The organism is Serratia sp. ME47 (assembly GCF_903970925.1).
GTDB classification, from domain to species: domain Bacteria; phylum Pseudomonadota; class Gammaproteobacteria; order Enterobacterales; family Enterobacteriaceae; genus Serratia; species Serratia ureilytica.
The window spans coordinates 299,358-317,499 of sequence record NZ_CAJCKE010000003.1 but is presented as its reverse complement, the minus strand read 5'-3'; the positions used below and the strand labels follow the sequence as shown (position 1 = coordinate 317,499).

Annotated in this window: 16 protein-coding genes; 2 read left to right on the top strand and 14 right to left on the bottom strand. The window is 58.1% G+C overall.

Translation table 11 applies throughout. The features are described 5' to 3' along the window. The first annotated feature begins 138 nt into the window (after positions 1-138). A complete protein-coding gene (gene elyC / locus H7A77_RS05425) occupies positions 139-912 on the top strand; it encodes an envelope biogenesis factor ElyC (protein WP_042784114.1) in 774 nt (257 codons plus the stop codon). 9 nt (positions 913-921) lie between these two features. Here elyC and H7A77_RS05420 read toward each other — a convergent pair whose 3' ends face one another. The 6 genes from H7A77_RS05420 to H7A77_RS05395 form a co-directional block, all read right to left on the bottom strand. Further along, on the bottom strand, positions 922-1,818 hold the full coding sequence (locus H7A77_RS05420; RefSeq protein ID WP_033642568.1) for a YcbJ family phosphotransferase: 897 nt from the start codon (positions 1,816-1,818) through the stop codon (positions 922-924). A gap of 151 nt (positions 1,819-1,969) precedes the next feature. After that, positions 1,970-2,719: a 3-deoxy-manno-octulosonate cytidylyltransferase gene (kdsB, locus tag H7A77_RS05415; RefSeq protein WP_182073908.1), complete on the bottom strand. Its 750-nt coding sequence runs from the start codon at positions 2,717-2,719 to the stop codon at positions 1,970-1,972. Continuing rightward, on the bottom strand, positions 2,716-2,898 hold the full coding sequence (locus H7A77_RS05410) for a Trm112 family protein (protein ID WP_004928237.1): 183 nt from the start codon (positions 2,896-2,898) through the stop codon (positions 2,716-2,718). The genes kdsB and H7A77_RS05410 overlap by 4 nt, the downstream gene beginning before the upstream one ends. A gap of 297 nt (positions 2,899-3,195) precedes the next feature. Continuing rightward, positions 3,196-4,422: a winged helix-turn-helix domain-containing protein gene (locus H7A77_RS05405; RefSeq protein ID WP_182073907.1), complete on the bottom strand. Its 1,227-nt coding sequence runs from the start codon at positions 4,420-4,422 to the stop codon at positions 3,196-3,198. Positions 4,423-4,535: 113 nt separating this feature from the next. Further along, a complete protein-coding gene (locus tag H7A77_RS05400; protein ID WP_004928241.1) occupies positions 4,536-4,757 on the bottom strand; it encodes a cold-shock protein in 222 nt (73 codons plus the stop codon). A 223-nt stretch (positions 4,758-4,980) separates the two neighbouring features. Further along, positions 4,981-5,190, bottom strand: a complete 210-nt coding sequence (locus H7A77_RS05395) for a cold shock domain-containing protein (protein ID WP_004928244.1) — start codon at positions 5,188-5,190, stop codon at positions 4,981-4,983. Between the two features lie 525 nt (positions 5,191-5,715). On the opposite strand from H7A77_RS05395, the gene H7A77_RS05390 reads away from it, so the two are divergent. After that, entirely contained in the window at positions 5,716-7,122 is a 1,407-nt protein-coding gene (locus H7A77_RS05390; RefSeq protein ID WP_033642565.1) for a VOC family protein, read from the top strand. Positions 7,123-7,124: 2 nt separating this feature from the next. Here H7A77_RS05390 and lpxK read toward each other — a convergent pair whose 3' ends face one another. From lpxK to serC, 8 genes are all read right to left on the bottom strand, one after another. Beyond that, the gene (gene lpxK, locus H7A77_RS05385) at positions 7,125-8,105 is read right to left on the bottom strand and encodes a tetraacyldisaccharide 4'-kinase (protein ID WP_042784110.1); all 981 of its coding nucleotides are present in this window, start codon (positions 8,103-8,105) and stop codon (positions 7,125-7,127) included. Beyond that, positions 8,105-9,853, bottom strand: a complete 1,749-nt coding sequence (gene msbA, locus H7A77_RS05380) for a lipid A ABC transporter ATP-binding protein/permease MsbA (RefSeq protein ID WP_033642563.1) — start codon at positions 9,851-9,853, stop codon at positions 8,105-8,107. The genes lpxK and msbA overlap by 1 nt, the downstream gene beginning before the upstream one ends. A 35-nt stretch (positions 9,854-9,888) precedes the next feature. Then, positions 9,889-12,165, bottom strand: a complete 2,277-nt coding sequence (locus H7A77_RS05375) for a ComEC family protein (RefSeq protein WP_370528298.1) — start codon at positions 12,163-12,165, stop codon at positions 9,889-9,891. Positions 12,166-12,435: 270 nt separating this feature from the next. Beyond that, positions 12,436-12,720, bottom strand: coding sequence for an integration host factor subunit beta (ihfB, locus tag H7A77_RS05370; RefSeq protein ID WP_004928264.1), 285 nt, complete (start codon positions 12,718-12,720; stop codon positions 12,436-12,438). A gap of 62 nt (positions 12,721-12,782) precedes the next feature. Further along, positions 12,783-14,456 carry a 30S ribosomal protein S1 gene (gene rpsA / locus H7A77_RS05365; RefSeq protein WP_004928267.1) on the bottom strand — a complete coding sequence of 558 codons (1,674 nt, stop codon included), beginning with the start codon at positions 14,454-14,456 and terminating at the stop codon, positions 12,783-12,785. Positions 14,457-14,640: 184 nt separating this feature from the next. Further along, positions 14,641-15,330: a (d)CMP kinase gene (gene cmk, locus H7A77_RS05360; protein ID WP_004928270.1), complete on the bottom strand. Its 690-nt coding sequence runs from the start codon at positions 15,328-15,330 to the stop codon at positions 14,641-14,643. 258 nt (positions 15,331-15,588) lie between these two features. Next, positions 15,589-16,875 (bottom strand): 3-phosphoshikimate 1-carboxyvinyltransferase, encoded by a 1,287-nt coding sequence (gene aroA, locus H7A77_RS05355; RefSeq protein WP_042784109.1) that lies wholly within the window; start codon positions 16,873-16,875, stop codon positions 15,589-15,591. Positions 16,876-16,988: 113 nt separating this feature from the next. Next, positions 16,989-18,074: a 3-phosphoserine/phosphohydroxythreonine transaminase gene (serC, locus tag H7A77_RS05350; protein ID WP_028127991.1), complete on the bottom strand. Its 1,086-nt coding sequence runs from the start codon at positions 18,072-18,074 to the stop codon at positions 16,989-16,991. Positions 18,075-18,142 lie beyond the last annotated feature (68 nt).

Here is an 18,142-nt window from a genome sequence, read left to right as displayed (position 1 = left end):
CTGATCTCAGTCTTGTCGGCGGCAAAGCGCACGCCCATTCAAACCTGCTATTTTGGCACAGACTGGCTTAGAATGTATCTTCTTGCGGCCTGTTTATGCCTGGATGCCGTTTTTTCACTCAAAAGGATCTGATTTTCGATGCTGTTCAACCTGAAAAAGTTCTTTGGCGCTCTGCTGATGCCGCTGCCGCTGTTGATGCTGCTGATGGGGCTGGCGCTGCTGCTGCTGTGGTTCACCCGCTGGCAAAAAAGCGGTAAGACGATTTTCACGCTGAGCTGGCTGTTTTTACTGCTTTTCAGCCTGCAACCGGTGGCCGACCGCCTGCTGCGGCCGATCGAAGCCGAATACCAGACATATCGCGGCAACGATGCGGTCAGCTATATCGTGGTGTTGGGCGGAGGCTATACCTACAATCCCGACTGGGCACCCAGCTCGAACCTGCTCGGCAACAGTCTGCCGCGCGTGACGGAGGGCGTGCGGCTCTATCTGGCGCACCCTGGCGCCAGGATGGTGTTTACCGGCGCGCCCGGCGGGCGCATGCAGAGCAACGCCGCCACGGCAGCGCTGGTAGCGGAAAGCCTGGGCGTGCCGCGCAGCGACATGGTGATCCTGGGGGAACCGCGCGATACCGAGGAAGAAGCCGCTCAGGTCGCCAAGTTGGTCGGCGAACACCCCTTCCTTCTGGTGACTTCCGCCAACCATCTGCCGCGCGCCATGCGTTTCTTCGAGGCTAAGGGCCTGCACCCGATCCCGGCCCCGGCCAACCAATTGGCGATCGACTCGCCGCTGAATATCTGGGATCGCGCCACGCCGTCGTCCATGTTCCTCGGCCATACCGAGCGCGCCTGGTATGAAACGCTGGGCAGTCTGTGGCAGCGGCTGAAAGGCGCGGATAGCGCCGGCGCCGAGTAAGGCCCCGTTTCAACCGGCCAGCCAGGGCAGCAGCTGTTGCGACGCATAGTCGAACGGCTGCCGCTCCAGCTTGCCGGTATGGATCAAACGCCCTACCGCTTCCCACACCACGTACAGCCAGCGCCGCGCCAGGAAAGCGTCGGCGACCGGCGCCCGCTGCAGATAGCTGAACAACAGTTGGCTGGGCATGCCCGCTTCGCAGAGGCGGAAAAGATCGTATTCGCGCGGCGCCCACAGCACCACACCGGGATTAAGCATCGCCAACAGCTGATCGCTTTTGGGATCTTTCAACATGCTGCGCAGCGACAGGTTACCGTGCACCAGGACACAGGGATCGTCGAAACCGACGAAGAAATGGGTCAGCGCTTCGCGCGTGCGGTACAACAAACGCCGATCTGCCATGGTCAGCTGCGGGGTAGTGAGATTGACCACCGTCGCCCACAGCACTTCGACCCGCTGTTGATACCAGCAAAACCAGTCATTTTCCTGCGTACTGTCAACGGTGCCGACGCTGCCATGGCTGTCGATGCGGTGCCAGGCCAACATCCCGTCAACGATCTGCTCCATTAACATGTTCCAGCGATCCGGCGAACGCGTTGGCGCTTCGGCCGACACGCCGCGCAGACGCTCGATCAGCAGGATTTCCGTATACGGCGCCTGGTGGGTGCATACCACGCCGTACACCGTGGGCAGGCGGATATCCCCGTCGCGCGCCAGCATCGACAGCTTGTACGCCTCCTGCTGGGCGATGCCCTGGCAGATAAAACTTTTCGCCATCAGCGGGATAGCGTTGCCCTGGCGATCGTACAGTGAATACATGTGCGCATAAGGCTGTTCGCTCACCCGCTCCAGCCGGCTGACGGACTCACCCAGCACGATGCTCAGTTCGGCGCGTAACTGCTCCATAAGGCATTCACCTCAGGCTAATAAGGGGGTATGCGTAACATCATCGAACGGTGAGCGGAAAAATTCTTCAACGCAGATCAACAAAACGGGGATCAATAATGGGAGGTATTGCATCGTCGGCGCGTTGCGCGCCGCGCCGACGAAATCAGGCTCAGGGTTGAATGCTGTCGCGCACGCGCTGGAGATCTTCCGGCGTATCGACCCCCACGCTCGGGACCGCTTTCGCGACCGCCACGTGGATTTTTTCACCGTACCACAGCACGCGCAGCTGTTCCAACAGCTCGATCTGCTCCAACTGGCTCGGCGCCCAGCTGACGTAGCGGCGCACGAAACCGGCGCGGTACGCATAGATGCCGATGTGGCGCAGCAGGCTATCGCCGATGCTCCCCTTCGACGCGGCGAAACGCTCGCGATCCCAGGGAATGGTGGCGCGCGAGAAGTAGAGCGCGTAACCCTGCGCGTCCATCACGACCTTCACCGCATTGGGGTTGAATGCCTCTTCGGCGCTGTCGATCGGCACCGCCAACGTCGCCATGCCGGCCTGGCTGCCCGCCAGGTTTTCCGCCACCTGCCGCACGATAACGGGTGGGATCAGCGGCTCATCGCCCTGCACGTTAACGATGATCTGGTCGTCGGCAAAGCCGTAGTGCGCGATCACTTCCGCCAAACGCTCGGTGCCGGAATGGTGATCCGGGCTGGTCATGCACACTTCGCCGCCGGCGGCTTCTACCGCTTTGGCGACTTCAGGGTGATCGGTCGCCACGATGACGCGGCTGGCACCGGACTCACGGGCGCGTTCCATCACGTGCACCACCATCGGCTTGCCGTGAATATCGGCCAGCGGTTTGCCCGGCAAACGGGTTGAGGCGTAGCGGGCGGGAATAATAGCGATAAAACTCATGCGTGCTTCTCGTCCAGCGACAGCGCACGCGCTTCATTTTCCAACAGCACCGGAATGCCGTCGCGCAGCGGGTAAGCCAACCCGTCCGCTTTGCACACCAGCTCCTGGTTTTCTTTATTGAAATAGAGTTTGCCGTTGCATACCGGGCAGGCAACGATTTCGAGTAAACGGTGGTCCATGCATCCTCCGCAAGGGGATAGGTCATCTGGGAAGGCTGTGAGGATAGCATAACGCCCGGCCTCAGGTTAATCATCGGCGGCGCCAAGCCGCCGATATTTCCTCATGGCGCCCGCGCAACGGCTTGAACTGCGGCGCCACACGGCGTAGAATTTTGTGATGAAAATCACAAAAAAGACCGTAATACGTGATCAAACGTCTGCATAAAATCATCGCTCTGTTCGCTAACTTCAGCCACTGAGCCCCCTTTGTAACGAGCGGCGCTTAACTTCGTTTTACCCCACCGACGGCGTCGCTCGTTATCCCACTTCCCAGCCGGCTCCCCATTCAGCGGCCAACGCCGCCGGAATGTCGCCCAGCGCAACGCGTTGCGCGCCGTGCCAATGAGCCGTGCGCGCGATGGCTTGCCGGATATCCTGAGTTCGCTGTTTGCCGAAGCGCACCTGCGGCTCCGCATGGAAACTGATGATCTCGAAGATGCCCTGGCGTCGGTGCGCCTTGGCATCAATCCGCCCCACCATGTCGCCCCGATGCAGCACCGGCAACGTGAAGTAACCGTAGCGGCGTTTTTCTTTCGGCGTGTAACACTCCAGCCGATAGTCAAAGTTGAACAGCTCCAGCGCCCGACGACGATCCCACACCACCGGATCAAAAGGCGACAACAGGCTGGTGACCGTCGATTTGAGTTTGCCCTGCTCCGCCAGCGGCAGCAGTTCCGCCAGTGATTCATGCACATAAAACGGCCCTTCCAGCCCCTCGACCCGCACCGGCGTAATCTCGCCCTGCTCCTGCAGCGCTGCCAGCAAGGCTTTTGGCGCCACGCGCTTCAGCCGATAGTAGTCCGCCAACCACTCGGCGCGGAAAATGCCCAGATAGCGGCAGGTGCGGCACAGCATCTGCCGGCGCGCCTGCTCCACGGGCAGCGCATGCCGCGCATCGTCCCAGGCCGGCAGCAGCCTTTCGGTCAGATCGTAAACCCGGTGGAAATTGCGACGTTCGGCCACCATCAGTTTGCCGGCGGTAAACAGGATCTCCAGATGCCGTTTCTCCGGTTTCCAGTCCCACCATCCGCTGTTGCCCTTCTTCTCGGCGCTGAAATCCGCGGAGCGCACCGGCCCCTGTTGTTCGATGTGCCGCAGCAAGCTGTCCATCGCGGCCTGGTGCTGCTGCACCCAGTCGACGGAGTATTTCCAGCCCATATCATGCGGCGCCAGCATGCGGTGGCGCAGCAGACCAAAATCTTCGATCGGCAGGAAACAGGCCTCGTGCGCCCAATACTCGAACAGCTTGCGGCCGGCGAGCGCCTGTTCAAGCCACTCCGGCTGATAGGCTCCCAAACGGCTGAACAGCACCAGATACGGGCTGCGAGCAACGACGCTAATGGTATCGATTTGTAACAGCCCCATGCGCTGGATCGCACTCACGACGTCATCGGGCCGAGTCTGGCGTTTAAGCGGAGAAAGCAGCCCCTGGGCGGCAAGGTGCAGCGCGCGAGCGGCGGTAAGGGAAATGGTCGGGGTGGTCATCCTGATATCCGTGGCGAGTAGGCAATGGCCTGATAATAGTGGATATCGCGGGATTTATCTTCGCCAGTGCTTGCGGGTGGCGACACCGGCACTGGCGAGGAAGGAGGATGCGATCAGAACGCGATAACGTCTGCCGCGGACAGCCCATGCGAGCTGCGATAGATCGAGAACTCAACGTTCTGACCTTCGTTCAACGACTTATTTTTGGTGTTGGCGATAGCGTTGCGATTGACATAGATTTCGTCGCTGCCATCTACCGGTGAAATAAAACCATAGCCTTCGGCCTGATTAAACCATTTCACACGGCCCATTTTTAACACAGTATTTTTAAACATAACTTATATCCTTTTACTTGAGCATCCTTGACAACGTCATTTTTTATATTGTCTGGACGCTACCAGCCCATCCTAAAGTTTTTCGTAACAAACCTCTCGTGAGCAAAAAATTAAAAAACCCGCACTAAGGCGGGCTTGTTGAACTTAATATCTTCCGCATGACTCAGCGCTGAAGCGTCACCATGGTTGTATTAAGATCTCTTTATACGCGTTCCCTGTCTTCTTACAGAGCAACTACGTTGGCGGCAGCCGGCCCGCGCGGGCTGTCCTGGATGGTGTACTCGACGCGCTGGCCTTCAGCCAGGGTCTTGAAACCGTCGGTCATGATTGCGGAGAAGTGTACGAATACATCTTTGCCGCCATCGTGCTGCTCAATGAAACCAAAACCTTTGCTTTCGTTGAACCACTTAACTTGACCCGTCTTCTTAGACATTACTTTTACCTTTAAATATATTTACAAAATCTGCCATAAGAGGCAATTGCGGCCATTTCAGAAACATTACTTATGGGAGGTACTTAGAAGGTTCGTCTTTGAAGCGGAATCGGATGATAACGTTTTTGGAGGAACTGCTTAACTCTAAACTCGAACATAAATAGGTCTGGATCACAGGCCGACTTGCATTTACTCATAAAAATGCTGAATGCACAAGGGGTTTATTGCATTAAATTCATAAATACGCCGAATTTATTTTTATCCCCCTGAATATGCATGACTTAATTTAACGCTCGCCGCGGCCGATCCATCGCGTTCCCCTCCTCACCGGGGCATCGTTTGTCCGTCCGTGCGCTGCAAATGAGAGCTAACGCATAAAACTCTAATATGCTTGCCACGTCTATAACAAATCCCAAATCAGATGGCTAAACTTGAGGGGAAAACAAGGCAGACGGCTTTTTCGCCAGCACTTTTGCCGCTAAAAACACTATTTTTCAGATTATGCTGAATCAAGGAGCTATGCGCATGACCGCCCAGCAGTTCGTTTCACCTAATGAAATCCGCGCCAGATTCTCTCACGCGATGTCGGACATGTACCAAAAGGAGGTACCGCTGTACGGCGATCTGCTGGAACTGGTGGCGGAAACCAACCGACAGGTTCTGCGCGAAGATGCCGCACTGGCTCATCAACTGCAAATCACCGGCGAGATCGAACGCCTTGCGATGGAGCGCCACGGCGCGATCCGGGTCGGCACGGCGGACGAACTGGCCACCCTGCGCCGTCTGTTCCGGGTGATGGGCATGGCGCCGGTCGGTTACTATGATCTGTCGGTGGCGGGCGTTCCCGTCCACTCGACCGCCTTTCGCGCCGTACACGAAGACGCCCTGCAAATCAGTCCGTTCCGCGTGTTTACCTCCCTGCTGCGCCTGGAGCTGATAGAAGATCCCGCGCTGCGTGAGCTGGCCGAGCGCTTGCTGGCGCGCCGCCGCATCTTTACCGATCGCGCGTTGGAACTGATCGCGCTGCAGGAAGCGCAAGGCGGGCTGAATGAAGTGCAGGCGCAAGAATTTGTCGAACAAGCGCTGGAAACCTTCCGCTGGCACAACCAGGCGACGGTCAGCGCCGAAGAATACCGGCAGTTGCACGATCAGCATCGCCTGATCGCCGACGTGGTGGCGTTTAAAGGGCCGCATATCAATCATCTGACACCGCGCACGCTGGATATCGATCGCGTTCAGCAGGCGATGCCCGCCCGCGGCATTACGCCCAAGGCGGTCATCGAGGGCCCGCCGCGTCGCCGTCGCGCGATCCTGCTGCGCCAGACCAGCTTCAAGGCGTTGGAAGAACGCGTCGATTTCGTCGAGCATGACGGCCGCGTCGTCGCCGGTCATCATACCGCGCGCTTCGGCGAGATTGAACAGCGCGGTGTGGCGCTGACGACTAAAGGAAGAGAACTCTACGACCGTCTGCTCAAGGCCACCAACGATGCGCTGCAGGCGCCGCCGAGCGAGAAAAATGCCGAACGCTATTATCAGCTGCTGGAAGAAAACTTCCGGGCGTTTCCGGATGATTACGCCACGCTGCGCGAGCAACAGCTGGCCTGGTTCCGCTATTTCCCAACCGAATGCGGCCTGGCGGCCAAAGAATCACTGGATAAGCACAGCACCCTGGAGCAACTGATCGAGAAAGAACACGTTCGCTTCCAGCCACTGGTATATGAAGATTTTCTGCCGGTCAGCGCGGCGGGGATTTTCCAATCGAATCTGGGGGATAGCCGCCATACACAGTACAATGCGGCGTCAAGCCGGGCAGCGTTTGAACAAGCGTTGGGCAGTGAGGTGATCGACGAGCTGGCGCTGTATCAGCAAACCCAGCAGCGCTCGCTGGAAGCCTGCGCGCAAGCCTTGGGGCTTGTCACGCTGGCATCCTGAGATTACTTAGACAGCAGGGACTCGATATCCTGCAGCAGTTGCTCAGCCTGAGCGGACGGTAGCACCGCATCAACCGGTAGATACCACCAATTGGGCTGGGCAAAGGCGCGACACTTCACCGCGTCCTTCTCCGTCATCAACAGCGTTTGATCTGCATTAACCAACGCCGCCAGCTGCGCCTGCTGATATTCCTGATGATCGGCAAACGCCACTTCCTGCACGACTTCGACGTTCAACTTTTCCAACGTCGCGAAGAAACGCGGCGGATGGCCGATACCCGCCATCGCCACCACGCGCGGCAGCTCGGCCGCCGGGCGACGTTCACCGCTCAGCAGGTTCACCGCATCACGCGCCTGCAGACGCATGGCAATTTCCCCGGCCTGCGCCACGCCGCCATTGGCGACACGCGCATCGACACTGCCAAGCCGCGCAGCGCGCTCGCGCATCGGCCCGGCCGGCAACCACCAGCCGTTACCGAAACGACGCACACCGTCGATGACCACCAGCTCGAAGTCACGCTGTAAAGCGTAGTGCTGCAAGCCATCGTCGGTGATGATCACATCCAGCGGCTGTTGTTGCAGCAGAGCCTGCACCGCCTCGGCGCGCTTGGGCGCGATCGCCACGGGCGCCCCGGTACGCTGATAAATCAGCACCGGCTCATCACCCGCCTCGCGGGTCGACGTATTCTGACCCAGCACCAGAGGATAGACCGCCGACTTGCCGCCGTAGCCGCGCGACACCACCCCAACACGGTAGCCCCGTTGCTGCAGGTGCTCCACCAGCCAGATCACCATCGGCGTTTTGCCGTTGCCGCCGGCGGTGAGATTACCCACCACCACGACCGGCACCGGCGAACGCCAACTTTTACGCAGGCCGCAGCGGTAACTGAGGCGGATCAGCCAACTGAACAGGCCATACAGCCACGAGAGCGGCAATAGCGCCAGATAAAGCAGCGAACCGCCGGACCAGATGCGCTCAATCATTATTGACCAAACTGCATGCGGTGCAGCTGCGCATAGGCGCCCTGCCGCTCAAGCAACTCGGCATGCTCACCGCGTTCGACGATGCGGCCGTCTTCCACCACCAGGATCTCGTCCGCCTTTTCAATAGTCGACAGACGGTGCGCGATCACCAGTGAAGTTCGGTCTTTCTGCAGTTCGTCCAGCGCGGCCTGAATGGCCCGCTCGGACTCGGTATCCAGCGCAGAGGTCGCCTCATCCAGGATGAGGATCGGGCAGTCACGCAGCAGCGCGCGCGCGATGGCGATGCGCTGGCGTTGGCCGCCGGACAGCATGACGCCGTTTTCACCGATCACCGTATCCAGGCCGTTTTCCATCTTGTTGATGAAGTCCATCGCGTACGCCATTTCGGCCGCTTTTTCGATCTGCTCGCGGCTGTATTCGCTCTCACGCGCATAGGCGATATTGTTGGCGATGGTGTCGTTGAACAGGTGCACGTTTTGCGAAACCAGGGCCACCTGATTACGCAGTGAGGCCAGGGTGTATTCGCGCAGATCGTGGCCATCCATCAGAATTTCGCCTTCCTGGATATCATAGAAACGCGTCAACAGGTTGGCGATGGTCGATTTCCCCGAACCAGAACGGCCCACCAGCGCTACGGTCTTGCCTTCGGCGATGTTCAGGTTGATATCACGCAGCGCCGGCGTTTCCTTCGACGGGTAGTAGAAGGTGACATTGCGGAATTCGATATCGCCTTTCGCGCGCTTCACTTCGCGGGTGCCGGTATCTTTTTCCTGTTCCATATCCAAAATGGAGAACAGCGTCTGGCAAGCCGCCATCCCGCGTTGGAACTGGGCATTGACGTTGGTCAGCGACTTCAGCGGACGCATCAGCGCAATCATCGACGAGAACACCACGGTAATGGTGCCGGCGGTCAGGGTTTCCATCACGCTTGGGAAGCTGGCGGCAAACAGCACGAACGCCAGCGCCAGCGAAGCGATCAGCTGAATGATCGGATCGGAAATCGAAGACGCGGAAACCAGCTTCATGCCTTGCTGACGCATGCGGTTGCTGACCGAATTAAAGCGCTCGGTTTCCACCTGCTGGCCGCCGAAGATCAGCACTTCTTTATGGCCTTTCAGCATCTGTTCGGCGCTGGTGGTCACCTGCCCCATCGTGTTCTGCATGTTTTTGCTGATGTTGCGGAAACGCTTGGACACCAGGCGAATGGCAATGGAGACAATCGGCGCCAGCACGATCAGGATCACCGACAGCTGCCAGCTGTAATAGAACATCATGATGAACAGGCCAATGATCGAAGCCCCTTCGCGCACCACGGTCACCAGCGCGCTGGAAGAGGAGGAAGCCACCTGTTCGGAATCATAGGTAATGCGCGACAACAGGGTCCCGGTGGACTGTTGATCGAAGAAGGCCACCGGCATTCTCATCATGTGGCCAAACAGGCGGCGGCGCATCTGCATCACCACCATGCCGGAAACCCAGGAAATGCAGTAGCTTGAAACAAAGCTGGTTACGCCGCGCATCAACATCAGCGCGATGACGGCCAACGGCATCCACACCAGCACGCTGCTGTCGGTTTTTCCAAACCCATCGTCCAATAGCGGTTTAAGCAGAGACAGCATCAGCGTGTCCCCCGCTGCGTTCATAATCAACGCAATGGCGGCTACAATCAGCCCGGTCTTAAAAGGAGTGATCATCGGCCAGAGTCGACGGAATGTCTGCCAGGTCGAGAGATCTTTATCATTCATCATGCAAATACCAGCATCGGAAGAAATAGCGGCCTATTTTACTCATTATCACCCTCTACGCCAAACCGCTGATGGTACCAACGGGGCATTAATTGTTCGCGAAAGCCCTTAATTTGCCAATCGTTGTCGAAAAAAAGTACCGATAACTGGCCGGAGCGCGTCGTATCGCGCCATATAATGCCATTTGCCCGGTATCTGGCGACCACTTTACGCGCCGGCAAACGCCATTTGTTGTAACGAGATGCTGACGCCAATGCCGCCTGAGGATTGATCGCGCGCAGAAACGGCGGCGTGGAAGAGGTTTTGCTGCCATGATGCCCCACCTGCAACACCGTCGCCGCCAAGCGATCGCGCCGCAATCGGAGCAGCTGCGCCTCCGCCTTTTTTTCCGCGTCGCCGGTCAGCAGCAGGCTGTGTTTCCCGTCGTCGATACGGATCACGCAAGAGTCGTCATTGCCCGGCTTTTTACGCGTTTTCGGCGGCCACAGCACTTCGAATTGCAACCCCTGCCAGCGCCAGCGCTCACCGGCGACGCAGGGCAAGTGCCCCTCCCCGCGTATCGGGCTGCGTATCGTAGCCCCTGGAAACGCCCGTCGCACCGTCGGCAGGCCACCGGTATGATCGAGATGATCATGGCTGATAATGATCTGTTCCAATTCAATCCCCCGCCAGTTCAACATTGGCAAAATATGCCGTTCGGCGGCGCTGCCGCCCGGCCAACGATCGCCGGTATCGTACAGTATTCCCTTGCCGTTTCGCTCAATGACCACCGCTAAACCGTGCCCGACATCGAGCATATCGACTCGCCAGCGGTATCCCGGCTCTTTTTCCCGCCACAGCACACAGCATATCGCTATCGTCGCCAGCCCCGGTGCATAACGCCGCCACCAATGAAAGCGCCAACAGACGACGATGAGCCACCCCGCCGCGCTGGCCAGCAGCGAGGCAGCCCCCAGATCCATCCAACCGCGTTGCAGGTAATGCAGCGGCACAAACACCCAGTACAGCGTGAAGTCCGCCAGCCACCATAGCCCGTAGCTTAACGAGGGCAAGAAGCCAAATATCACCGCCAGCAAAATCAGCGGCACCGTCACCAATGAGACAATAGGTACCGCCCACAGATTGGCGGGTAGCGAGGTCAGCGTCAGGCCCAGAAACAGCGCGGCCTGCATCGGCACCAGCAGCAGCGTCATGCCGAGCTGAATATGCAGCCAGCGCACCGGCGCCCCATACCAGGCCGACCGGAATCGCTCACCGAGCGGCGCCCATTCAAACCAAAAAATCAGGCAACCTACCGCCAGCACCGATAGCCAGAAACTGTCTGACAATACCGCCAGCGGATCGCACAGCAAAATCAGCCCGATACACCATAGCCACACCTGCCAGGAAGAACAATGAACGCCGCGCAGGCGCAGCAACATCCACAATGTCATGGCCAACACGGTACGCACCGCCGGCGGCTGGGCGCCCACCAACCAGACATAGATCAGCGTCGCCACCCAGCCCGCGACCAGAGGAAAACGATAGCCAATCAGATGGGAGGGCAGAAAAAACTGCAGCGCCCGCAGCGCAGCCCAGAACAAAATGGCGACCATCGCCACATGAAGCCCTGAAATGGCCATTAAATGCGCAATACCGGTTTTCAGCATCAGCGTGCGTAAAGGCTGTTCCAGCGCGGTTCGCTCCCCAAACGCCAGCGCCAACAATACCGCCTTGTAACGCAGCTCACCGATGTTGGTTTCCGCATGGCTGATTATGCGCTGACGCAGGCTACAACCGCCATCCAGCAAACGGGCCTGCCTGACCAGGCCCGTCAACGGCTGGCGCTGTGCGATCGCCCAACGTTGGCTGTCGAAGCCCCCTTCATTGAGCTTGCCGTGCACCGGCCGCAAGCGCAGTTTCAATTGCCAACGCTGCCCGGCGCACAGCCGCTGCTGTTCCGGGGCCCATAGCGTGGTAAACATCAATGCAGGCGCCAGCCAATGGCCATCGATCCGCTCGATACGCATTAGCGTCTGCTTGCTGGCGGCCGGATTCAACGCGATGCTGCTTACCTGCACCACCGCCGTCACTTCCGGCCCGCGGATCAAACGCTCCATTTGCCCGATCAGGCTTCCGGCATTGAAAACCGCCCACGCGAACCCCAACCCCAGGCAGGCCAAATAACGGCAGAATGGCCTGCGCGTGCGCAGCAGTAAACAGACAACAAGCAAAAGCGGCCACAGCAGCCATTGCTCGGGCAACTGCGGTAAAACCAACAGCGGCAGGATGCCGCAGATAACGGCGAATATCGCCAGATCCAGCGAAATTTTGATCGCTTTTCTCCCATCGGCTCCGCCATGAGCAAAGACGCGTCACGGCAAGCAAGCAGGATCATTCAGGCGACACGTCGCCGCCAGCGGGCTTTAACGAAGATGCGCTGAACATGGCAGGATAAGAGAGATCTATGCAGGAGCCACATCGTCAATGCGGCGCAGTACGCAACTCGCGAGCGTATCGCGGAGAATTGCAGGCGAAAAAAAACGGCGCCTTACAGGCACCGTTTTATATTCTTTTCAAGCAACAACGCTATGAGCAGTCAGCGACTAGCCATAGATATTGGCGCGGTCACGCAACTCTTTGCCTGGTTTGAAGTGAGGAACGTACTTGCCGTCCAGCTCAACTTTGTCACCGGTTTTCGGGTTGCGACCTACACGCGGGGCACGGTAGTGAAGAGAAAAACTGCCGAATCCGCGGATCTCAATGCGTTCGCCCTCGGCCAGCGTAGCGGCCATGTGCTCAAGCATCTCTTTCACTGCATCCTCAACGGCCTTCGCCGGAATATGAGATTGCTGGCCAGCAAGTCTTTCAATAAGTTCAGACTTGGTCATAGTACCTCCAAGCTTTGCAGCTAAACTACCGTATCGGGGCGGTCAGAGACCGCCCCCCGTCATTACTCGCCTTTAGCCGCTTTGAAAGCTTCAGCCATTGCGTTAGAGAAGTTGCCTTCTTCCTGTTTGTTGTTAACAGTTGCGATGGCGTCTTTCTCGTCAGCTTCGTCCTTAGCACGTACGGACAGGCTTACAACGCGGTTCTTACGGTCAACGCCGGTGAATTTAGCTTCAACTTCGTCACCTACGTTCAGAACCAGAGTTGCATCTTCAATGCGGTCGCGAGAGGCTTCAGATGCACGCAGGTAACCTTCTACGCCGCCTGCCAATTCAACTGTAGCACCTTTGGCGTCAACTGCAGTGACTTTACCAGTAACAATAGCACCTTTCTTGTTCATAGACAGGTAGTTATTGAACGGGTCTTCAGCCAGTTGCTTCACGCCCAGGGAGATACGCTCGCGCTCTGCGTCAACTTGCAGAACAACCGCAGCGATTTCGTCGCCTTTCTTGTATTCACGTACTGCTTCTTCGCCTGCAACGTTCCAGGAGATGTCAGACAGGTGAACCAGGCCGTCGATGCCGCCGTCCAGGCCGATGAAGATACCGAAGTCAGTGATAGACTTGATTTTACCTTCAACGCGGTCGCCCTTGTTGTGGGTCTCTGCGAACTGCTGCCATGGGTTGGATTTGCACTGCTTCAGGCCCAGGGAGATACGACGACGTTCTTCATCGATGTCCAGAACCATCACTTCCACTACGTCGCCCACGTTAACAACTTTGGACGGATGGATGTTTTTGTTGGTCCAATCCATTTCAGAAACGTGTACCAGACCTTCAACGCCTTCTTCGATTTCCACGAAGCAGCCGTAATCAGTCAGGTTGGTTACACGGCCAGTCAGCTTGGTGCCTTCTGGGTAACGTTTCGCGATAGCAACCCATGGATCTTCGCCCAGCTGTTTCAGGCCCAGGGATACACGAGTACGCTCGCGGTCGAACTTCAGCACTTTAACAGTGATTTCATCGCCAACGTTGACGATTTCGCTTGGATGCTTAACGCGTTTCCAAGCCATGTCAGTGATGTGCAGCAGGCCGTCTACGCCGCCCAGATCAACGAATGCACCGTAGTCAGTGAGGTTCTTAACGATACCTTTAACTTCCATGCCTTCCTGCAGGTTTTCCAGCAGTTGATCGCGCTCAGCGCTGTTCTCGGATTCGATAACCGCACGGCGAGAAACGACAACGTTGTTGCGCTTCTGATCCAGCTTGATGACTTTGAACTCAAGCTCTTTGCCTTCCAGGTGCAGAGTGTCACGTACCGGACGCACGTCAACCAGGGAACCTGGAAGGAACGCGCGGATGCCGTTCAGCTCGACGGTGAAGCCACCCTTCACTTTGCCGTTGATAACACCGGTTACAGTCTCAGCTTCTTCGTAGGCTTTTTCCAGCGTGATCCAAGCTTCGTGACGCTTAGCTTTCTCACGGGACAGCAGGGTTTCACCGAAGCCGTCTTCAACAGCATCCAGAGCAACGTCAACTTCGTCACCAACCTGGATTTCCAGCTCGCCCTGGGCGTTTTTGAATTGCTCAGCCGGGATGGCAGACTCAGATTTCAGACCGGCGTCAACCAGTACGATATCTTTGTCGATAGCAACAACAACGCCACGAACGATGGAACCCGGGCGGGTTTCGATTTCTTTTAAGGATTCTTCAAAGAGTTGAGCGAAAGATTCAGTCATGTTGTTAATCTTCAGGGTTCTTTAGTTTAACGTCCATTTAGCATCCCGCCGAATGGGGTTGTTTCACATACCCCGCCATTGGCTCCATGCCGACAGGGTTTAAGGTTACAGGGGTAAAATTTTACCCGATATATTGCGATACCGCTATGACAAATATGACAAAAAGCCAATAGCGCCGCCGCGCTTATTGCTGCGGCAACGCCAACACTTTCTGTGCATACGTCAACGCCTGCCGGATCACTTCTTCGATCGACATGCTGGTAGAATCCAGCACGAGGGCGTCAGAAGCGGGCACCAGAGGCGCGATAGGCCGATTACGGTCACGGTCGTCCCGTTCCTTTATCTCGGCTAAAAGACGTTCAAAGTTAACATTAAAGCCCTTTTCCTGCAACTGCAGCATGCGGCGGTGCGCGCGCTCCTCCGAGCTGGCGTCGAGGAAAATCTTGACCGGCGCGTCCGGGAACACCACCGTGCCCATGTCGCGGCCATCGGCAATCAGGCCGGGCGCCTCGCGAAACGCGCGCTGGCGGCGCAGCAGCGCCTCGCGCACGCGCGGAAACGCCGCCGCTTGCGACGCAGTGTTGCCGACGGTTTCGGTGCGGATCTCATTGCTGACGTCCTCACCTTCCAAAATCACTTGCAGCTTGCCGTCCTGGGCAACGAAGCGAACATCGAGATGTGCGGCCAGCGGAACCAGCGCTTCCTCAGAAGTGATATCCACCTGATGATGCAACGCCGCCAGCGCCAGCACGCGATAGATCGCGCCGGAATCCAGCAAACGCCAACCAAGGGACTCGGCCAACGCTTTACACAGCGTGCCTTTGCCTGCGCCACTTGGTCCATCAACGGTTATCACCGGGGCTGTAGCCGTCATTTCTCTCTCCTTCAGGTAGAAAACCTCACAGAGACACGGCGCGCTTCGACTCGAAGCCCGGGTGCTCTGTCACCTGCCCAATCAGGGGCAAATACGGTGGCGTATTATACGCTGCCCTACGGCGATCTGTTACCCTGGAACTGTCCGGTTGTTGAAAATAAGCGCACAACCGCGAAAAAGTATAGAAGAAACGCCGGTCGCCGGGGGTTAAAAACGATAAAGGCCCGCAAAGGGGCCTTAAAAGAAATGATCTGACGGTTACGCCGGCTGGCTGATGCGCGCCAGCTGTTCGAAATAGTCCGGGAAGGTTTTCGCGGTGCATTTCGGATCGAGAATGGTGACCGGGGTATCCGACAGCGCCACCAGCGAGAAGCACATCGCCATGCGGTGATCGTTGTAGGTACCGATCTCGGCGAACTGCAGTTTGGCCGGCGGCACGACGTGAATGTAGTCTTCGCCCTCGTCAACTTCCGCCCCCACTTTACGCAGCTCGGTGGCCATCGCCGCCAGACGGTCAGTTTCCTTCACCCGCCAGTTGTAGATATTGCGGATGGTGGTCGGCCCCTCGGCGAACAGCGCCGCGGTGGCGATGGTCATCGCCGCATCCGGAATGTGGTTCATGTCCATATCGATGCCGCGCAGTTCACCGCGGCTGCACTCGATGAAATCGTCGCCCCAGGTGATGCGCGCTCCCATCTTCTCCAGCACATCGGCGAATTTGGTGTCGCCCTGCACGCTTTTGCGGCCGATGCCGGTCACGCGCACGGTGCCGCCTTTGATCGCCGCCGCCGCCAGGAAGTAGGACGCAGAAGAAGCGTCGCCTTCAACCAGATAGTCGCCCGGCGCGATATACGTCTGGTGCCCCTGAATATGGAACACCCGGTAATTGTCGTGGCTCACCGATACGCCGAAGGTGCGCATCAGGTGCAGCGTGATGTCGATGTACGGCTTGGAAACCAGCTCGCCTTTGATGTGGATTTGCGTATCCTGCGGCGCCAGCGGCGCAGTCATCAGCAACGCGGTCAGGAACTGGCTGGAGACGCTGCCGTCAACGGTGACGTCGCCGCCCTGGAAACCGCCGCGCAGGCGAATCGGCGGGTAATCGGTCTGCTCGAGGTAATCAATCTGCGCCCCGCCCTGGCGCAACGCGTCCACCAGATGGCCGATCGGGCGTTCTTTCATGCGGGGTTCCCCGGTCAGCACCACATCACCTTCACCAAGGCACAGCGCCGCCGCCAGTGGGCGCATCGCGGTGCCGGCATTGCCGAGGAACAGTTCCAGCGGCTGGTCGGCCACCAGCGGCCCGGCCACGCCGGTCACTTCACACACGGTGCGGTCGGCGGAAAGCTGGTAGTTCACGCCCAACGCCTGCAGCGCATTCAGCATATGACGCACATCGTCGCTGTCCAGCAGGTTGGTCAGCCGGGTCGTTCCCTCCGCCAGCGCTGCCAGCAGCAGAGCGCGGTTAGAAACGCTCTTCGAGCCGGGTAAGTTGACGGTGCCATTGACCAGGGCGACCGGTTGTAACGTCAGGGAATCCACCATGTGAACAAAACTCTCCAATTCTGATAAACGAAACGGCTCCGGAATAATGCCGGAGCCGCTTTAATGCAAAAGGACAACAGCCTGGTCAGCCCGCGCCCGGCGAGCTGACGGAATCAACCGTGACGACGCTCGAAATCGGTCATAAAGTCGGTCAGCGCCTGTACGCCGGCCAGCGGCATCGCATTGTAAATAGAAGCGCGCATGCCGCCAACTACGCGGTGACCTTTCAGCGCCTGCAGGCCAATGGCCTCGGCTTCGCTGAGGAACACCTTGTCCAGCGCCGCATCGGCCAGCTGGAACGGCACGTTCATCCACGAGCGGTTGGCGATGGCAACCTGGCTGCGGTAGAAGTCGGATTTATCGATGGTCGCGTACAGCAGCTCGGCCTTGGCCTGATTGCGTTTTTGCATCTCCACCAGGCCGCCCTGCTCTTTCAGCCATTTGAACACCAGCCCGGACAAGTACCAGGCGAAGGTTGGCGGGGTGTTGAACATCGAATCGTTCTCGGCCAACACGGTGTAATCGAGGATCGACGGCACTTCTTTACGCGCCTTGCCCAACAGATCGTCACGCACGATCACCAGCGTCAGACCGGCCGGGCCGATATTTTTCTGCGCGCCGGCGTAAATCACGCCGAAGCGGCTGACGTCGAGCGGGCGGGACAGAATGGTCGAGGAGTAATCGCCGATCACCACTTTGTCGCCGAAGTCCGGCGTTTCATCGATGGCTACGCCGTCGATGGTCTCATTCGGGCAATAATGCACGTAAGCCGCGTCGTTGCTCAGCTGCCACTCTTTCATCGGCTTGATGCCGCTCAGGCCGTCGATGCGGGTTTTCACGTCGATGACGTTCGGGGTGCAATACTTTTCCGCTTCCTTGATGGCGCTGTGCGCCCAATAGCCGCCGTCGATGTAGTCGGCGGTGGCCTTGTCGCCCAGCAGGTTCAGCGGCAGCGCGGCGAATTGCGCGCGGGCGCCGCCGTGGCAAAACAGCACTTTATAGTTGGAGGGGACTTTCAGCAGATCGCGCAGATCCTGTTCCGCCTGCTCGGCAACGGCGATGAATTCTTTGCTGCGGTGACTGATCTCCATCACTGACGTGCCCAGGCCGTGCCAATTGCACAGTTCCTGTTCCGCACGACGCAACACTTCCACCGGCAGCATCGCCGGGCCAGAGCTAAAATTATAAACCTGAGTCATTTCCCCTCACCACATTCACTGTTCGCCGCAGAAAAGCGACCTGTCGAAAAGATGCCCGAAGCTAACGC